The organism is Maribacter sp. MS6, from assembly GCF_056839185.1.
Window position 1 is genome coordinate 1,816,746 of sequence record NZ_CM166389.1, and the last position, 17,141, is coordinate 1,833,886.

The 17,141-nt window shown below is 35.1% G+C and carries 18 protein-coding genes and 1 tRNA gene; 15 read left to right on the top strand and 4 right to left on the bottom strand.

Going from position 1 to position 17,141, the window contains the following annotated elements:
* The first annotated feature begins 41 nt into the window (after positions 1 to 41).
* Positions 42 to 1,373, top strand: a complete 1,332-nt coding sequence (locus tag MS6x_RS08050; protein ID WP_482606711.1) for an acyl-CoA thioester hydrolase/BAAT C-terminal domain-containing protein — start codon at positions 42 to 44, stop codon at positions 1,371 to 1,373.
* Between the two features lie 142 nt (positions 1,374 to 1,515).
* Here the strand turns inward: MS6x_RS08050 and MS6x_RS08055 are convergent, their stop codons facing one another.
* A complete protein-coding gene (locus MS6x_RS08055) occupies positions 1,516 to 2,487 on the bottom strand; it encodes an IS110 family RNA-guided transposase (RefSeq protein ID WP_482606713.1) in 972 nt (323 codons plus the stop codon).
* A 579-nt stretch (positions 2,488 to 3,066) separates the two neighbouring features.
* Here MS6x_RS08055 and MS6x_RS08060 point away from each other — a divergent pair.
* The 3 genes from MS6x_RS08060 to MS6x_RS08070 all read left to right on the top strand — a co-directional run bounded on the left by MS6x_RS08060 (position 3,067) and on the right by MS6x_RS08070 (position 5,199).
* Entirely contained in the window at positions 3,067 to 3,465 is a 399-nt protein-coding gene (locus MS6x_RS08060; protein WP_482606715.1) for a hypothetical protein, read from the top strand.
* Positions 3,466 to 3,691: 226 nt separating this feature from the next.
* A complete protein-coding gene (locus MS6x_RS08065; RefSeq protein ID WP_482606716.1) occupies positions 3,692 to 4,480 on the top strand; it encodes a DUF6090 family protein in 789 nt (262 codons plus the stop codon).
* 149 nt (positions 4,481 to 4,629) lie between these two features.
* Positions 4,630 to 5,199 carry a hypothetical protein gene (locus MS6x_RS08070; RefSeq protein WP_482606718.1) on the top strand — a complete coding sequence of 190 codons (570 nt, stop codon included), beginning with the start codon at positions 4,630 to 4,632 and terminating at the stop codon, positions 5,197 to 5,199.
* Positions 5,200 to 5,495: 296 nt separating this feature from the next.
* On the opposite strand, the gene MS6x_RS08075 is transcribed toward MS6x_RS08070, so the two are convergent.
* Together MS6x_RS08075 and MS6x_RS08080 are read right to left on the bottom strand one after the other, a co-directional pair.
* Positions 5,496 to 6,551 (bottom strand): IS110 family RNA-guided transposase, encoded by a 1,056-nt coding sequence (locus tag MS6x_RS08075; RefSeq protein ID WP_482606719.1) that lies wholly within the window; start codon positions 6,549 to 6,551, stop codon positions 5,496 to 5,498.
* Between the two features lie 166 nt (positions 6,552 to 6,717).
* Positions 6,718 to 7,689 (bottom strand): IS110 family RNA-guided transposase, encoded by a 972-nt coding sequence (locus tag MS6x_RS08080; protein WP_482606721.1) that lies wholly within the window; start codon positions 7,687 to 7,689, stop codon positions 6,718 to 6,720.
* Between the two features lie 452 nt (positions 7,690 to 8,141).
* Between MS6x_RS08080 and MS6x_RS08085 the strand changes: the two genes are divergently transcribed.
* From MS6x_RS08085 to MS6x_RS08135, 11 genes are all read left to right on the top strand, one after another.
* Entirely contained in the window at positions 8,142 to 8,597 is a 456-nt protein-coding gene (locus tag MS6x_RS08085; protein ID WP_482606723.1) for a membrane lipoprotein lipid attachment site-containing protein, read from the top strand.
* 364 nt (positions 8,598 to 8,961) lie between these two features.
* The gene (locus tag MS6x_RS08090) at positions 8,962 to 9,498 is read left to right on the top strand and encodes a GNAT family N-acetyltransferase (protein WP_482606725.1); all 537 of its coding nucleotides are present in this window, start codon (positions 8,962 to 8,964) and stop codon (positions 9,496 to 9,498) included.
* 169 nt (positions 9,499 to 9,667) lie between these two features.
* On the top strand, positions 9,668 to 10,342 hold the full coding sequence (locus MS6x_RS08095) for an elongation factor Tu (protein WP_482606726.1): 675 nt from the start codon (positions 9,668 to 9,670) through the stop codon (positions 10,340 to 10,342).
* A gap of 193 nt (positions 10,343 to 10,535) precedes the next feature.
* Complete coding sequence (locus MS6x_RS08100) at positions 10,536 to 11,891, top strand: TrkH family potassium uptake protein (protein WP_482606728.1); 1,356 nt, start codon at positions 10,536 to 10,538, stop codon at positions 11,889 to 11,891.
* Entirely contained in the window at positions 11,857 to 12,411 is a 555-nt protein-coding gene (locus MS6x_RS08105; RefSeq protein ID WP_482606730.1) for a DUF3124 domain-containing protein, read from the top strand. The genes MS6x_RS08100 and MS6x_RS08105 overlap by 35 nt, the downstream gene beginning before the upstream one ends.
* A 229-nt stretch (positions 12,412 to 12,640) precedes the next feature.
* Positions 12,641 to 13,510, top strand: coding sequence for an AraC family transcriptional regulator (locus MS6x_RS08110; protein WP_482606732.1), 870 nt, complete (start codon positions 12,641 to 12,643; stop codon positions 13,508 to 13,510).
* A 99-nt stretch (positions 13,511 to 13,609) separates the two neighbouring features.
* On the top strand, positions 13,610 to 14,416 hold the full coding sequence (locus tag MS6x_RS08115; protein ID WP_482606734.1) for an aldo/keto reductase: 807 nt from the start codon (positions 13,610 to 13,612) through the stop codon (positions 14,414 to 14,416).
* Between the two features lie 17 nt (positions 14,417 to 14,433).
* Entirely contained in the window at positions 14,434 to 14,973 is a 540-nt protein-coding gene (locus tag MS6x_RS08120; protein WP_482606735.1) for a VOC family protein, read from the top strand.
* Between the two features lie 4 nt (positions 14,974 to 14,977).
* Entirely contained in the window at positions 14,978 to 15,853 is an 876-nt protein-coding gene (locus MS6x_RS08125; RefSeq protein ID WP_482606737.1) for an alpha/beta fold hydrolase, read from the top strand.
* A gap of 409 nt (positions 15,854 to 16,262) precedes the next feature.
* Positions 16,263 to 16,517, top strand: coding sequence for a hypothetical protein (locus MS6x_RS08130; RefSeq protein ID WP_482606739.1), 255 nt, complete (start codon positions 16,263 to 16,265; stop codon positions 16,515 to 16,517).
* A gap of 4 nt (positions 16,518 to 16,521) precedes the next feature.
* A complete protein-coding gene (locus tag MS6x_RS08135; protein ID WP_482606741.1) occupies positions 16,522 to 16,800 on the top strand; it encodes a hypothetical protein in 279 nt (92 codons plus the stop codon).
* 197 nt (positions 16,801 to 16,997) lie between these two features.
* On the opposite strand, the gene MS6x_RS08140 is transcribed toward MS6x_RS08135, so the two are convergent.
* Positions 16,998 to 17,077, bottom strand: a tRNA-Leu gene (locus MS6x_RS08140).
* Positions 17,078 to 17,141 lie beyond the last annotated feature (64 nt).

A 17,141-nucleotide genomic window follows, 5' to 3' on the forward strand; every position in this document is an offset into this window, starting at 1 on the left:
CCATATACAAGACCGTTAGGCACAAGCTCAAAAGTATTCGAATGAAAATTAAAAACCTATCGATAATCATATTTTTCACTACCTTTTTGGTTTATGCTCAAAAAGAAAAAGCAGAATTAATTATTGAACAAAAGAATAGTTTATATCATAAGCCTGTTTCTATTTCGGCAAAAGGGCTACCTAAAAACCAAAAAATCGTATTCATTTTAAAAGCAACGGACGCAAAGAATCATAATTGGAATTCAAAAGCAATATACATTTCAGACTCGAATGGTAATATTGATTTATCAAAACAACCATCTATTGGTGGAACTTATTTGGGTATTGAACCTATGGGACTTTTTTGGTCAATGAAGAGTAATGATTACCATCAAATTGCTACGAATAGTGGATTTAAAACTACGATAAGTATCAGTATGAATGATGAAGTTTTAGATGAGAAAACTATTTACAGAAAAAGTACAAGAGAACTTGAAAATCTAAACATTAAAGGTGTTGCAAAAAGAGATAGTAATATAGCAAACTACTACCTACCTAAATCAGATAGAAAAGTACCAGCCATTATTTTTATTGGCGGTTCTGGTGGTAACTTCAGGGAAGAACGTGCCTCTCTTTATGCAAGTGAAGGATTTGCAGTTCTAGACTTGAAATATTTTAGATATGAAACGCTACCAGATGGAATTATCGAGATTCCACTGGAATATGTCGAAAAAGCTCACAAATGGTTGAGCCAACAACCTGAAATTGACAAAGGGAAAATTGGAATTATTGGTAGGTCAAGAGGTTCTGAACTAGCGATGTTATATGCATCTAAATTCGATAATTTAAAGTTCTTGATTTCTCAAGTTCCTTCAAATGTAGTCTGGTTTGGTTGGGAAGATAATAAGTCATCTTGGACATATAAGAGCAGACCTTTTCAATTTGTCGAATATACAAACGAAGATTCAGAACGAATTGAAAAGGAGTTACAAGAATTAGGGTTACAATATAGGGATGGGCCAAAGTTTTTGAGTGCTTTTAAAAATAAAGATTTAATAAGTAAAGCATTAATTCCAGTAGAAGATATTAAATGTCCTATTCTATTCATTTCAGGTAAAGATGACCAAGTTTGGCCTTCTTCAATGATGGCTAATATGATGGTTGAAAGACTTCAAAAAAAAGAGTTTGATTATGAATTTATTCATTTAGCTTACGAAAATGCTGGTCATAACTTTGCAGGTGGTGGACAAGGATGTGGTATTCCTTTTCTTCCACCTGAAGATTATTCCAAAGGTGGCGCAGCAAAAGGTGGAACTGATAAAGGGAATGTGATTGCGGCCATTGAATCTTGGAATGCTATTTTAGAATTTATTGAAAGACAATTAGAAAATTAAATAATACAGAAAAGCCAGTGCCTAACAAAGAACTGAGGTAAAAAACAAGTAAATTCTTCATTAGTCTGAGACAATAGTATTTTAGGCCCATAGATTCTAAAATCGGATTCTTCGGGCTTTTTTTATTCAATTTATCTTCCATTTATTTTACCCGTAGTACCGAAACGTAAGTTTCATCATAAGGCCTTCCGGACTTTGCAATGGCAAAGGACTGTTTGAGTAACTTGTTAGCCACGGCTATCAATGCCAGCTTCTTACTCTTTCCCTTGTTCACGATTCGCTCATATACCTCCTTACACGCCTTGTTGTGCTTGCAGGCGGTAAAGGAACATAGGAACAAAAGATTACGTAGCTTTCTATTGCCCACTTTGCTTATCCGTGCACGACCTCTAACGCTGCTCCCCGATTCTCTGATCGTTGGGGTAATACCGACATAACTACAGAGCTGTGATGCATTCTCGAACTTGGAAAAACCATCCGTCACAACAATCAAGAACAATGCGGTCTTTTGACCTATTCCAGGTATACTGGTGATTAAGGTCAATTGCTCTTGTTGGTCCTCTTTTACCAATGACAGAATCTTTGATTCGATGGCTATCACCTCCTTATTTAGCTGCTTCTTGTTACGCACCAAGGAACGATGGACAAACTTTGAGGGAATGCCCAGAACAGCTTCTCCATGTATCTTGTTCTTAGTTGCGGTACGTTGTTTTAAATAGGTGTCCAATAACCGGAACAACTGTAAACATTCACTCTGTGTATCCGTCAAGGAATTGTAGAGTGGAACATCATTGGACAAAGCATATTCACAAATAGCCTTTGCATCGCTTTTGTCCGTCTTTACCTTGGCCAGTTTCATTTGTATGAAACGCTTTATGGACAATGGGTTTACAACAGAAACGATTACTCCGTTTTTGTAAAGAAACTGTGCAAGTCTATAATGATAATAACCGGTAGCTTCCATAACCACCAATGAACCTTGGGGCAATTCTTTAAGATATTTCCTGAATCCCGTTTCATCGTTCTTATACTGGTTGTGACCAATGTTACTACCATGTACATCAAAGACATCCTTACTGATGTCAACTCCAAAAGTTTCTTTATATTTATTCATAACGAATGTTTTATGAAAGAACCGGCTACTTCTGCTCACAACAACTTGAAAACGAAATCTAGGTCTCACAGAACTGAACGTGGTTTAAGTAGTAAAAGAGAGAGGATTATCAATGTTGTCGAAGTATAAAGCTTCACCGTGTATAGTAACCTTAATTCTCTCTTTTGTTCTTTCTGATTATTACATCAATTTAAAGAGAATCAAACTTAAGACGTATATATCTCATAGCTAGTTAGTTGCTTAATCGAAGTTAAGGCGTATTTGGAAAGTCGCCAAATTTTTTAATTTGGCTTATTGAGAAAAAAAATAATAAGAAAATTAAAAAATTCGGCTCGTGCTTCATCCGAAAATAATTTCATAATTTGCACGCTACGAGCCATATACAGAGACGTTGTAAAACATTTACAAAAGCCGTAAAACTTAAATAATACTATGTCTAAAAAACGTAAAAAATTAAGTGATTTTATATTGTGGGACCCTGTGGCAACTTTAGTGATTATATTTTTTGGCTTAATTATAATATTGACATTGGCCTTTATTTTAGGCTATATTAAAATTTAAAGAAAACCTTTAAAACAAATGAAAGTTTACGGAAAATGTCCTCAATGTGATAATGAAATTGGATATTCAACAAGTGCAAATACTCGGGTAGAATTTGCAATGCAAGATGGAGAGGCTAAAAAACTGAATTGCAAAAATTGCAGCCGGAAAACTGATTTTCATGTTGACCAACTAAATGCAAAAGAATCGAACTTAGCCAAAATTGGTGCCGGACTTATTTTCTTAATTGGTACGCCACTTATGTTCTTATTTGTTAGTCCCATCTTCTCTGGCAGTCGGAATCATTATGTAATTTTCATTGTTGGCGGATTTTTACTAGTACCAGTCATCGCATACGGAATTATAAAAAAGCAAGACCAAGTAAGAGTTAGTTCCTTCAATCGTAAAAAACTTAAAGGACGGATTCACAACATATAAAAACGTTTTACAACAACACCTATAAACAATACGGGCTTCGGTCTTAATCGCAGGGTTTGTGTATTTTTATGAAGTCCGCAAAATCTTATGGATTTTGCTCTGGACAGGAAAAAATAAATCAAAACAATAAGATTTCGCTATGTGCGTGGCGGAAAGCAAACACCAGTTTGCTCCCGTACTGTTCATAGCTAAACCGTTGTGCTTCATTAAAACCAACCATTGACCAATGATAAAATTCTTTAGAAAAATTAGACAAAACTTGCTTTCAGAAGGAAAAACGGGAAAGTATTTTAAATATGCTCTCGGAGAAATTATACTTGTAGTAATTGGAATTCTAATTGCGCTTCAAATTAATAACTGGAATGAGCAAAGAAAAGATAAAATAGAGGAACAAGGTTTACTTAAACAACTACAAGAAGATTATCAGTCTAATCTTTTGCAATTAGAAGAAAAAATGGCGACCAGGGAAATCATGCTAAAATCAGCAATACAACTGTTGAATGCTTTTGATGAACCAGTTGGTGTTTTTAGAGATTCCGTAATTAAAAATCTCGCTGACATTAGGAATGAGCCGACATTCGATCCTATAAAAAACAACTTAACCAGTTCGGAGAATTTAAGATTGATTAGCAACAACGAATTGAGACGTTTACTATCAAATTGGTCATCTGATGTAGTTGGAGTAACAGAAATCGAAACTAATTGGATTAAATTACTGAACGAGCAATATCATCCAATTATTTCAGAATTAGGTTTGGGCAGAGATGTCTATAATAGTTTTATGAACGCGTCTAAACATTATTGGCTATTAGATAAGAACTCAAATTCTTTTAAATCAGAAATTGGAATTTCAAAATTAAGTGCTACCCTAAATGAAATTTTAATAAATAAAAATTTGGAATCTATCATTTCTGCGGCAATTGTTCTTAATAGAGGTGCTAATCTGCAATCTGACGCTTTGCGCCGAAGAATCTTGGAGATTTTAGAATTAATTGGAGACGAAATGAAAAATTAACGAAAGCACAACAATGGCTATAAGTAATTGCTTGTTCTCGCTTACTTCTGTAAATCCTCACGGATTTTCAGTTTGGTGCGTACTTGTAAAAGTTAGTGCTAACCCACGCAACTACTCATAGCCGAGACCGTTATGTGCAATTACCCAAAATGACAAAATCGACATTAATATTAGTTTTTACTTTTCTATTCCTTTTCTCTTGTAAAGAAACTGTTGAATATGAACAAAGTTTGAGTGATGAGGAACTTTATCCGAATTATGAAAAAGCAATAAAGAACGAAAGTACGTTTCAGAACTTTCTTGTAGTTAAAGTCAAAAATCTGAACAACGGAGAAGTGAGAGAATATTGTACAAAAGGAAACTTTTTAAAAGGAGCTTTGCATAGAGAATTGAATTTAGGATATTCAAAAAACGGAACAATAAAAGTTTACGAAACTGCACTTGAAAATAAAGAACGATATTTTGAATTTAAAAATGATAGTGCAATTTGGAACATAAGTGCATTTGACAAATATTCTATGAAAGAACTGTCTGAATTTGAAAATGAAATCGGAATTGATTCTCTCGTTTATAGAATCGAAAATGGAAAAGATTGGGGAATTACAATCTCTAATGATAAAGAAATGAAAATGGTTGCCCACGCTTTGTTTAATAAAGGGATTTTAACTGGAGAAAACAGTTGCTTTGGAGGAATGTTAACAGTAGATAAATCTGAATAAAAACAGCACATAACAAAGAACTCCTATGAAAAGCCTTAGTCCAGTTCTCTAAAGTTAATTAATATTTTCTTTTTTGCTTTAAACCACCTTTTTTTCTTTTAATATAACTTGCTCCCACTCCTATATGTGATAGACCTTTTGGACTTCACCAGCATCTGTATGATTATAGTTATAATAGGCCCGTTCACTAGCTGAGGTTTGTGATCCCTGTTTGAAAAAGGTCACCTTCTTTGTTTTGTGATACAGGCCTTTCTACTTCTTTTTGAGCTTTGTTATTGTTAGGTATAATACAATATTTAAGATACGACCCCGATCTGATAGGGAATCCCCGTCTTTATTACGGCCAATGTCCTGCTGAGCAGTTTTCTGGCTATCTTCACAATAATTGTTTTGACGTTTTTGCCCAAGTGTTTGCGATAATAATCCTGCATTACGGGATCAGTTCGTATCGCTTGCCATGCCGCTTCTATAAAATAACTGCGTATTAACCGGTGAGCACGTCTTGTAAGCCCTGTACTCCTTAGTTTATTTCCGCTTTGGTAAATGCCTGGGGCAAGCCCTACATAACCGGCTAATTGTTTTAGGTTATTAAAACGTCTTAAATCCCCCAATTCGCAAATAATACCACAGGCTACGATTCCACCTATGCCAGGAATACTTCGTAAGAGTATATAATCCTTCTTATAATGAACCTTGCAGTAGCGACGAAGCGCAGTGGAGACATCACGAAGTTCTTTATCGACAAATCTAAAGTAGCGCATATGGCTATCCAGTGTCATTCGGGCTGGAGAATAGGCAAACTCAAGATTGTCCAACCAGTTGCGAAAATCGTGGCTCCAATGAGAGTTGTCAAACTCAAGAGGCGTAACGACCCCTTGGTTTAAAAGCAGACCCTTAATGAGACTTTTAATTCTTCGATAGTTCTTTACCAAATCATTCCTACGCCGAAAAAGAGAGCGTAGCTGCTCTCGTTCTATATGGGGAACGTGAATACCTTGTAGTCGGCCGTCCTTGAGCTCCCTTGCTATAAGTTGTGCATCGATACGGTCGGTCTTGGTATTTTTCTCCTTCCCCCTTCTGTGGATATCGGCTGGGTTAACTACCAATGAACGCCAACCGTAACCCTCAAAGGACCTATGGGCATAATAACCGCAGCATCCCGCTTCATAGGCCGTAGACACTTCATGTCCGTTATAATGGTGTTCTATATAAGACTTGAGCTTCGCCGGGTCCGGGTTCATCGAAAATGTTTTGCCGGAAGAAATATCCGTAGCACAATGCACCTTCCAACTGCGCTTGTGAATGTCGATACCAATATATAGCTTTGGCGTAGTGATTTGTTGTGTTTCCATATCTTATTGTTTTAGAGTAAATTAAAGATACTGGACGCGCAGTTTTTACATAGATGCTGAGGTAAAAAACAAACAAATTCTTCCTTGATCTGAGACAATACTATTCTAGGCCCATAGATTCTAAAATCGGATTCTTCGGGCTTTTTTTATTCAATTTATCTTCCATTTATTTTACCCGCGGTACCGAAACGTAAGTTTCATCATAAGGCCTTCCGGACTTTGCAATGGCAAAGGACTGTTTGAGTAACTTGTTAGCCACGGCTATCAATGCCAGCTTCTTACTCTTTCCCTTGTTCACGATTCGCTCATATACCTCCTTACACGCCTTGTTGTGCTTGCAGGCGGTAAAGGAACATAGGAACAAAAGATTACGTAGCTTTTTATTGCCCACTTTGCTTATCCGTGCACGACCTCTAACGCTGCTCCCCGATTCTCTAATCGTTGGGGTAATACCGACATAACTACAGAGCTGTGATGCATTCTCGAACTTGGAAAAACCATCCGTCACAACTATCAAGAACAATGCGGTCTTTTGACCTATTCCCGGTATACTGGTGATTAAGGTCAATTGTTCTTGTTGGTCCTCTTTTACCAAGGAAAGGATTTTTGATTCGATGGCTATCACCTCCTTATTTAGCTGCTTCTTGTTACGCACCAAGGAACGATGGACAAACTTTGAGGGAATGCCCAGAACAGCTTCTCCATGTATCTTGTTCTTAGTTGCGGTACGTTGTTTTAAATAGGTGTCCAATAACCGGAACAACTGTAAACATTCACTCTGAGTACCTGTCAAGGAATTGTAGAGTGGAACATCATTGGACAAAGCATATTCACAAATAGCCTTTGCATCGCTTTTGTCCGTCTTTACCTTGGCCAGTTTCATTTGTATGAAACGCTTTATGGACAATGGGTTTACAACAGAAACGATTACTCCGTTTTTGTAAAGAAACTGTGCAAGTCTATAATGATAATAACCGGTAGCTTCCATAACCACCAATGAACCTTGGGGCAATTCTTTAAGATATTTCCTGAATCCCGTTTCATCGTTCTTATACTGGTTGTGACCAATGTTACTACCATGTACATCAAAGACATCCTTACTGATGTCAACTCCAAAAGTTTCTTTATATTTATTCATAACGAATGTTTTATGAAAGAACCGGCTACTTCTGCTCACAACAACTTGAAAACGAGATCTAGGTCTCACAGAACTGAACGTGGTTTAAGTAGTAAAAGAGAGAGGATTATCAATGTTGTCGAAGTCTAAAGCTTCACCGTGTATAGTAACCTTAATTCTCTCTTTTGTTCTTTCTGATTATTACATCAATTTAAAGAGAATCAAACTTAAGCCGTGTATAACTAATTGCTTGGTCTGTGTGTACTCGGAAAATCCTAGCGGATTTTCCTACTGGTTCGTTTCTTTTTTGCTAACTTAGTTCTCGCCAACGCAACTAGCCATACACAACACGTTAGGGGCAATTCTGAATGACTGATAGAATTTAAGCATATTTATAGAAAGCTTAATTTTATAATAACGGTTTGATTACGCATCCTTTTCGATTTTCAAGCATCTAATTGAAAAACAATGTCATGAAGAAAATATTTTTTGTATTATGTGCTAGTCTCATTTTAACAAGTTGTCAAAACGATGATTCTACAACTGAAAATCAGTTAAAGACGATTGATTTTGAAAAGTTTACTTTAAAAACACCTTTGGACTGGAATAGATTTTATCCTCAAGGAACAGACGGCTTTTATGGAGGACTTACCGATAAGAAAGATACTTTATATTTCGACTACGGACCTTTTGCCTTCTCATCTTTAGACGACATCCAAAGCACAGAATATACAATTAGTATTGAGGAATTGGTTGTTAATTCATTTGACTCTAAAATCATAATGAGCAGAACGTTGGAAGAAGATAAATTCGCATTAGGGTTCTATACCGTCAAAGGCGATAGTGAAAATACTAACAGTATTTACAGCTATAACATGAAAAACGAACAAACCTTAAGACAGATTTTTCTTTCGCATAAATTTAAATAAACGTTGGAGTTTATCTTATTTACATTCGGACATCAATCAAAACTGGGATTTTAAGTGAGTGGAATTCTCCCCTTACGCATTAAAGGGTTGTAGGTGAAAAATAAAAATTGAACACTCAAACGGAAAAAACTGCCCCTAACATCACCTATAAACAATACGGGCTTCAGGCTTAATCGAAAGGTTTGCGTATTTTTATAATGACCGCAAAATCTTTGGGATTTAGCTTTGGACAAAAAAGAAAAAGCAAAACAATAAGATTTTGCTATGTGCGTGGCGGAAAGCAAACGCTAGTTTGCTCCCGTACTGTTCATAGCCACACCGTTAGCTGCAAGGCAAACCAAACAAAATCGAAAAAACAGTAACTATGGAACAAAAATCAAATGTCGAAGTAAGATATGCTCAAATTCCTGACGATATTGAGAGTATTAAAAAATTATGGTTTGATTATTTGGTTTGGGGTAATGACAAAATGCAAGAACTTTATGGTGTCCATCCTCATAATCCAAAAGAAGCGGTTGAACAAGATATTCAACAAATTAATAAATTCCAACCACCTCACGGACAACTAATAATAGCAGTTTATGAAACTAAAATATGCGGACTTGGAAGCCTAAAGAGTATAAGTTCCGAAATTGGAGAAATAAAACGGATGTTTGTTGACCCAACTTTCAGACGAATTGGTGCTGGAAGAGCTATACTTGAAGGACTTTTAGTCGAATCGAAAAAAGCTGGTTACAAGAAAGTTCGACTCGACAGCCCGAAGTTTATGGAAGCTGCTCACTCTTTATATAGAAGTTTTGGATTTCGCGACATTGAACCTTATCCAGAAATGGAAATTCCAGCAGAATTTAAGGATTATTTGTTGTTTATGGAATTGGATTTAATTGACAAAAATAGATAGAAAACGAAAAGCCCAGCAGCTAACTTAAGACGTGTATAGTTCATTGCTTCTGCTGGCTAAGGCGAAGGTCCTTCCCTACTTTTTTGTATATTGTTACTGCGGAAAATTAATCGCGTACTTGACTGCAACAAACCATACACGTACACGTTACCTGCAAGCTCAAAAAAAAATGACCGGAACAGATTTTATAGCTGAATTGGAATTTTTAACTACTGAACAAAGTGGACGAAAAAGTCCAGCACATTCAGGTTATCGTCCACATATTGAGTTTAAAAACTATCCTGAATATCTTACTTCAGGACAACAGACTTATATCGGACAAGAAATTGCAGAATTAGGAACTAAAGTAAAAGCTGAAATTGCAATTTTAGGAACCGAATATTTTTCAAAACGGCTTTATGAAAATATGGAATTCAAATTTTGCGAAGGAAGTCGGACTATTGGTTACGGAAAAATAATTAAGATTATAAATCACGACCTAAAATGCGACCCAGAAAATAAACAGGAATCAATAAATCTGAACTTATATCCGAAAGACATTATTGAGCAAATAAAAACTATTAATGGAGGATTAAGAGCGGACTCAAAAATAATAAGTGAATTGCAAAATTTAATTATATGCCATGATTCTTTAAGAAGTCCCAGAATAATCAGGTCAATTATCTACTTATTTACAATTGGTAAAATTGACCGAGAAAAAACATTCGAAATGGCAAAAACTGACTGGAGGGACATACTTATGAACGCGGAATATGACAAAAATGATAACAGAATTCGGGATTTTAACAACGAATTTGGAAGTGAAAAAATAAAGCCAGCAGGTAACAATGGCTATAGCAAATAGGGCATAAAGTACTATATTTAATGGCTTGGGCTTGTTTACTAAGTCCGCCAAATCTTTTGGATTTGGCAATTAAAAAAAGAAAAGTAATTACAAAACAAAAAGCTCTGGCTCGCAGACCAGACGGAAACGAAAAATTTCCTTGCCTGCCCTACTTGCCATAGCCGCACCGTTGTATGCCATTTGAAAAACGACAATGACAGATAAAAAAAACATAATCGAAAAGTTTCTGACTTGGTACAAAAAATTCCAAGTGAGCAAAACCCCACAAATGAATTTAGTTTGGGGTTTTTTCCTGTACACATTAGTAGGTTTTGGGCTATTGTGTATTCCGTTGTTTCATAAAACAACTGTTGGTATTCTTGACAACCTTTTCATTTCAACTTCCGCCATTTCCACCACAGGACTTGTAACGGTAAGTGTTTATGACTCATATAATTTTTTCGGGCAATTAATTGTGATGGGACTATTCCAAATTGGTGGAATTGGATATATGACTCTGACAACTTATTATCTGCTGTTTACAACTCAAAGAATAACGCATTGGCATAACAAAATAATTGGTGCAGAATTTACGCTTCCAAAGACCATTAAAATTAAAGACTTTATTAAAAGCGTAATAATTTTCACCATAGTAATGGAAACTTTAGGTGCAATTTGCTTCTTCGTTGCTTTTCAACAAGAAGGAATGGACACAATGAAAGCGATTTGGTTTTCAATATTTCATAGTGTTTCAGCTTTTTGTACGGCAGGCTTTGGGTTATTCAATAACAGTTTTGAAAGCTATAGTGACAATGGTTTCATTAATACTATAATATCTGTACTTGCAATTGCAGGCTCTCTAGGTTTTATTGTAATCACTGATTTATGGTATAGGGTAAGTGGTAAATCAAAGAGCATTTCTTTTACTACCAAAATTGTTAGTTACGGCTTTATGCTGTTATTATTGATAGGTACTACTCTAGTCTACTTAGCTGAACCCAGCATACAAAACTCTCACTCACAACTCTCAGAATCCTTTTTTCAAGCTATGACAGCTATGACTACTGTTGGCTTCAATACCATTTCAACAGGTGGTTTAAGTTTGCCTATTTTGCTTTTTGTAACATTTTTAATGTATATAGGTGCTTCGCCTTCAGGAACAGCGGGTGGTATGAAAATAACTACACTTACCGCTATGATTTCGGTCTTAAAAAGTAGATTATTTGGTCAAAAAAAGATTTCATTTATGGGACGGGTTATTCCATTTGAACGCCTTTATGTTGCAACTTCTACTTTCATTCTTTACACAAGTGTAATTTTCTTGTTCACATTTCTTTTGACATTTACTGAGCAATTTGAATTTCAAAAAATTCTATTTGAAGTCGCCTCTGCTCTTGGTACTGTTGGACTGAGTACAGGAATCACAGGCGACCTAACTGACATAGGTAAAGTCTTAGTCATTGTTTTAATGTTTATAGGTCGTGTAGGAGTGTTGACCTTTGGGTTTGCATTAATCAACAAAAAACAAAAGGAAAATGAAAAATATATGGAAGATGATTTGGCAGTATAGAGTAAAAATGCTCGTAGTGTGCTTATTGGGTATCATATCTTTACAATCCTGTGTCGAAAGAAGCCAGAACTTAAATAAAGTCGGTGACGACAAGTTTGAAGCGTTAGAGATTGACAGAGTTCCTCAAAACCTAGCTTTCAACGACACAACTTACGTTCCTATTTACTCAGACATTTATAGTGAATCGAAGGATACTAGGTTTAATCTAACTGCTACATTGAGCCTACGAAACACAAGTTTCAAACACAGCATTTATGTTTCAAGTGTTGATTACTACAACTCAGCAGGAGAAAAAACTAAGAGTTTTCTAGAAAAATCAATTCTTCTTAAGCCAATGCAGTCAGTTGAGTATGTCATTGAAGAAGATGACACGAGTGGCGGAACAGGGGCGAATTTTATAATTATTTGGGGTTCTGAAAGTGATAAAGTTGAGCCACTTTTTGAAGGAATTATGATTTCAACACACGGTCAGCAAGGAATATCCTTTTCGACTAAAGGAACTTCAATAAGTAATAATTAAAAACGGCATACAACAATGTATATAAAAAATAGGCGAAACCATAGTAATTTCAAGGGTTTTGGCTCGTATCAAACTTTGTGCTTAGCTGAAAGTTCAGTGCTTCGAAATCGCCTACTTTTCATATACTAAACGTTGTACGCAAGCTAAAAAAACATCGTACTAAAATCAAACAACAGGAAATAAATTGAAGGACAGTAATTCTATATCATACTTTAAAAACATTGCGGAATTGCTAAAAGCGTTAAAAACGTTTACACCGCAATCGAATTTATTTCATATCCACAGACACGAAGAAGTACCTGAAACACATTCATCCGAAACACAAATTTTCAGAAGTGACACTTTTTCAGCTTCCTTGCTTATCGAAGGAGAGGCTAAATATAAAATCGGAATGAAAGAATACGATATGAAAAGTGGTTCGTTCTACTTTATGTCGCCACAACATTTGCGTTACTATAAAAAAACAAAACCGTGGAACGGTTTCGTTTTTTTATTCTCTGCGGAATTTATCAATCAATTTTCAAAAACGAATATCTATCGAGAATATCCATTTTTTCAAATGGACGCAGATGTTCAACTCAAATTAAACACCAAACAGATAGCGGAATTAACTAATTTGTTAAGCAAATTAATTGCTATTTACGAAAGTAACGAAAAGGACAAATTGAAATTGATTTATCATTATTTATCCATTTTACTGATAATATCAAAAAAATGGTATTTCGAGCAAAATGACCAAAAATCTAAATTGAAAGATTCAGATTTACTTTCTAAATCTTTCTACGATTTATTGGAAACCCACTTTTTTAATATAGCCACCCAAAAAGCTGAACATTTATTCTCTGTTTCAGATTTTGCTTCTAAATTAAACATCAGCACAAATCATTTAAGCGATACCATAAAAAAAGAGACAGGACAAACAGCAACTCAAATCATAAAAGAACGCACGATTTTAGAGGCTAAATCGTTATTGAAAAGCACAGAACTATCTGTTTCTGAAATTTCGTATTTCCTAAAATTCCAAGACACATCTTATTTTTCAAAGTATTTCAAAAGTGCCACCAACCTTTCCCCAACTCAATTTAGGGACAAAAAGTAACATTTCTGTAAAATTTACCTATCAAGCAGTAATTTCTACCCAATAGAAGCCTTCTTCCTGCAATACATTTGTACCATCAAGAATTAAAAACACAAAAAGATGGACAAATTAAACGCAACATTTAAAATAAGAAACCTAACTGAAGTTAACCGAATGGGCTTTGGGACAATGCGAGCAACAACAGGAAACGGGATTTGGGGTTATCCAACTGACAAAGCATCTGCGATAACAGTAATAAGAAAAGCAATCGAAAATGGCGTAAACTTTATAGATACAGCAGATTCATATGGTCCTTATACTTCAGAACTCGTGGTTGCAGAGGCAATTGAACCTTATAAAAATGAAGTCGTAGTTGCCACAAAAGGTGGAGCAGTAAAATATAAGCCAGGTGCAATTATGGCTAATGGACATCCTTATTATTTGAGGACTGCGATTGAAGGCAGTTTAAAAAGGCTTGACCGTGAACAAATTGAGGTTTACTTTCTGCATAGAGTTGACCCAAACATTCCGATTGAGGAATCCGTTGGAGCTTTGGCAAAATTTCAGCAAGAAGGAAAAATTAAGCACATCGGAATATCCAACGTAACAATCGAACAATTTGAAAAAGCACAAAAAGTGGCGAAGATTGATGTTGTTCAAAACGCCTTTAGCTTTCAAGACAGACGACACGAAGAGTTAGTAAAGAAACTTTCTGAACAAAACATTGCATTTATGGCTCATACACCAATAGCAGTTAATAATTGGGATGACGAAATTCTCGAACAAGCAAGAAAACAGAACATTTCAGTAAATCAATTATCACTTTCGTGGTTACTTAATTTTAGTAATAACGTCATCCCAATTGCGGGAACTTCATCAGAAAAGCACCTTTTGGAAAATTTAGAATCGATAAATATCAATTTATAATCTTAAAATCAAATACAATGAAAAAAGTAATAGCAATAACAGCAGTAGTATTAGTAGCAATAGGAATCTTTGGATTTACAATATCAGAATCCAATAAAGACAAAGGCTTATCAACAATGAAAGCTGACCACCTTTTATTAGGTGTAACAAATTTTGACGAAACCGTAAAATGGTACAAAGAGATTTTGGGGTTTGAAATAGAAGTACGATGGAAAGTAGAAGGTTTAGACAACCTTGATTTGGCCTATCTAAATAATGGCGATTTTAGAATTGAAATTATTGGAAATAAAGAAGGCACACAAAACAACAAACAAGTGAGCGACTTCGGAGAACACTTATCTCATCAAGGCTATGCACACATTTGCTTTCAAGTGGAAGACATAGATTTAACAATGCAACAACTCAATGAAAAAGGTATTGAAACTTTTGTTAAAGCAGAGACTTATCCTTTGGACTTTTATAACAGACGTGTTGCATTTATAAAAGATTTAAATGGAAACATTATCGAATTTGCAAGTCCAATCGAAGATACAAGATTAAAAAACAATAAAAAATAGAGTAATGAGAACTTCAAAAGTTAATAGCTTACTATTTATACTCTTTTTCACTTCTCACTTTGTATTAGGTCAAGAAAAGGAAAGTAATTTCGATAACATTGAAGTTTTCGGACAAACATTAAAGTATATTGAAAAAGGAACGGGAGAAACATTGATTTTATTACACGGTTTAGGTAGTAATTCAGAAAGATGGTCAAAAAATATAGAGAAGCTTTCCAAAAACTACAATGTAATAGCTTTAGACCAAATTGGCTTTGGATATTCTGACAAACCTTTAATGCCATACAAAGGTTCTACATTAGTGGAGTTTTTAAATGAATTTATGATTCAAAAAAACATTGAAAAAGCTTCTTTGATAGGCAATTCAATGGGTGGTTGGATAGCTTCTCTTTTCGCAGTTACCTATCCCGAAAAGCTGAATAAATTGATTTTAGTAAACCCAGCATTTCTTCTAGGACTTCCTGAAAATGCTGATATCGATAAAATGTACCGTTTTGCAAATCCTACAACTGTAGAGGAAATGAAAAACTATGTTTTAAAGATATATTACAAAAATCAAGAATTACAAACTACTCAAGCGTTAAAAAAATCCTTAATCAAAAAACTTAATTGGAATGATGGATATACGGTTTACCAAATCTTAAAATCCTTAAAGCAAAAACAGGATTTGCTCGATAATAATCTTAATGAAATTAGAGTGCCAACACTCATAATTCACGGAGCGAATGATGCAATAGTTCCAATGCAAACAATAGAAATACTTGAACAAGAAATTAAGACCAATCAGCTCATTGTTTATGACAAAAGTGGCCATTCACCAATGTATTCAGAACCAAATCGGTTTAACAAAGACATATTAAAATATTTAAAAGAGAACTAAAATGATAAAAGAAACAAAACCATCAAAACATAAACTTGCATTTCTAACGTGGATAGTCATTTATCCGTTAATAACAGGAATTTTTTTATTATTCAACGAGCAACTAATGGAATTACCACTTGCAGTCCGAACCTTGATTTTAACAGTAGTTTTAGTCGGACTTATGAACTACGTAATTATGCCGAATTTGAGAAAAAAACTGAACAATTGGCTAACGAATCAAAAAAGGGCAGTAGCTAACAATGTATAAAAATAATAGCGGTTTTGGTGCTTAATCGAAATCGCTTTTTTTATATTTAAGGTCTGTGTTTAATCCGAATAGTTCGTGTTTCAAAATCCGCTACTATTCTTATACTAGACCGTTGGGTGCAATTTTGACCCGTCCTGAAATATGTACACATGAAATGATATGGATGTGAATCTTGCCTACTATCGAAAAAAAGATTGGAGAAAATTCTTGGAGATGATTGACGACAGGGATAGCATGCATGATACATGGAAAGAGTGGCACAAATCATATATAAAGGTAAAACGAGACCTGATTTCCCAAGGTTTTGCTGTAAACGATTTTGTAGTCGATCTGAACGAATTAAAAAAATACTGTGCCGACATGGGGATGAAAATAGATGGGAACGCTAGATCTAGGTTTGTATCAAATAAATAGTAAAATGGACGAAGAATATATATTGAAAATTAAAGGAATTCTAACTCAATGGAATCCTTTAGGAGAACAATCCAGTAAACTAATCGATCTCAATGACTATGAAACCGAAGCTGTCGATATCAACTTTCACATAAACACAGAAATTCATTTTAAAAAGACGACCAATCCTAATAAAAGAGTTCAGATAATAGTAAAGGAAGTCCTGAACGAAGCCTTTGGTCTATCGTTGACCGACAAAGATTGTGAAAAAGCCTCAGAATCTATTTATCAAGTTTTGAACTAAAATCCGAAAGTTTCGAAAAGGTCCTTTCAGATGGGTTTTGTCCGCTTAGGGACGTAAGTCCCTCGGTTTTTTACTAGCAACCAGAATAGTCTTCCAATACAGGAAGCTCAATAATTATGTATGAAGCCTAATTTGTTGTACCTATGTTGTACCTGGAATAAAAAAGCCGAGACATAAATCTCGGCTTTCCCTTTAAGTACTCGAGGCGGGAATCGAACCCGCACTCCGAAGAACTGGATTTTGAATCCAGCGCGTCTACCAGTTCCGCCACTCGAGCTTTTAAAAGTAGGAATGCAAAATTAGAAAAATATTTCGTTACAGCTACAAAATTATTCACATTT

Coding starts and splice junctions, on each gene's coding strand:
- MS6x_RS08105 (WP_482606730.1), top strand. CDS start 11,857: ATGAAAAATATATGGAAGATGATTTGGCAGTATAGAGTAAAAATGCTC.
- MS6x_RS08065 (WP_482606716.1), top strand. CDS start 3,692: ATGATAAAATTCTTTAGAAAAATTAGACAAAACTTGCTTTCAGAAGGA.
- MS6x_RS08060 (WP_482606715.1), top strand. CDS start 3,067: ATGAAAGTTTACGGAAAATGTCCTCAATGTGATAATGAAATTGGATAT.
- MS6x_RS08085 (WP_482606723.1), top strand. CDS start 8,142: ATGAAGAAAATATTTTTTGTATTATGTGCTAGTCTCATTTTAACAAGT.
- MS6x_RS08115 (WP_482606734.1), top strand. CDS start 13,610: ATGGACAAATTAAACGCAACATTTAAAATAAGAAACCTAACTGAAGTT.
- MS6x_RS08055 (WP_482606713.1), bottom strand. CDS start 2,487: ATGAATAAATATAAAGAAACTTTTGGAGTTGACATCAGTAAGGATGTC.
- MS6x_RS08090 (WP_482606725.1), top strand. CDS start 8,962: ATGGAACAAAAATCAAATGTCGAAGTAAGATATGCTCAAATTCCTGAC.
- MS6x_RS08130 (WP_482606739.1), top strand. CDS start 16,263: ATGGATGTGAATCTTGCCTACTATCGAAAAAAAGATTGGAGAAAATTC.
- MS6x_RS08100 (WP_482606728.1), top strand. CDS start 10,536: ATGACAGATAAAAAAAACATAATCGAAAAGTTTCTGACTTGGTACAAA.
- MS6x_RS08095 (WP_482606726.1), top strand. CDS start 9,668: ATGACCGGAACAGATTTTATAGCTGAATTGGAATTTTTAACTACTGAA.
- MS6x_RS08050 (WP_482606711.1), top strand. CDS start 42: ATGAAAATTAAAAACCTATCGATAATCATATTTTTCACTACCTTTTTG.
- MS6x_RS08070 (WP_482606718.1), top strand. CDS start 4,630: ATGACAAAATCGACATTAATATTAGTTTTTACTTTTCTATTCCTTTTC.
- MS6x_RS08075 (WP_482606719.1), bottom strand. CDS start 6,551: ATGGAAACACAACAAATCACTACGCCAAAGCTATATATTGGTATCGAC.
- MS6x_RS08120 (WP_482606735.1), top strand. CDS start 14,434: ATGAAAAAAGTAATAGCAATAACAGCAGTAGTATTAGTAGCAATAGGA.
- MS6x_RS08080 (WP_482606721.1), bottom strand. CDS start 7,689: ATGAATAAATATAAAGAAACTTTTGGAGTTGACATCAGTAAGGATGTC.
- MS6x_RS08135 (WP_482606741.1), top strand. CDS start 16,522: ATGGACGAAGAATATATATTGAAAATTAAAGGAATTCTAACTCAATGG.
- MS6x_RS08125 (WP_482606737.1), top strand. CDS start 14,978: ATGAGAACTTCAAAAGTTAATAGCTTACTATTTATACTCTTTTTCACT.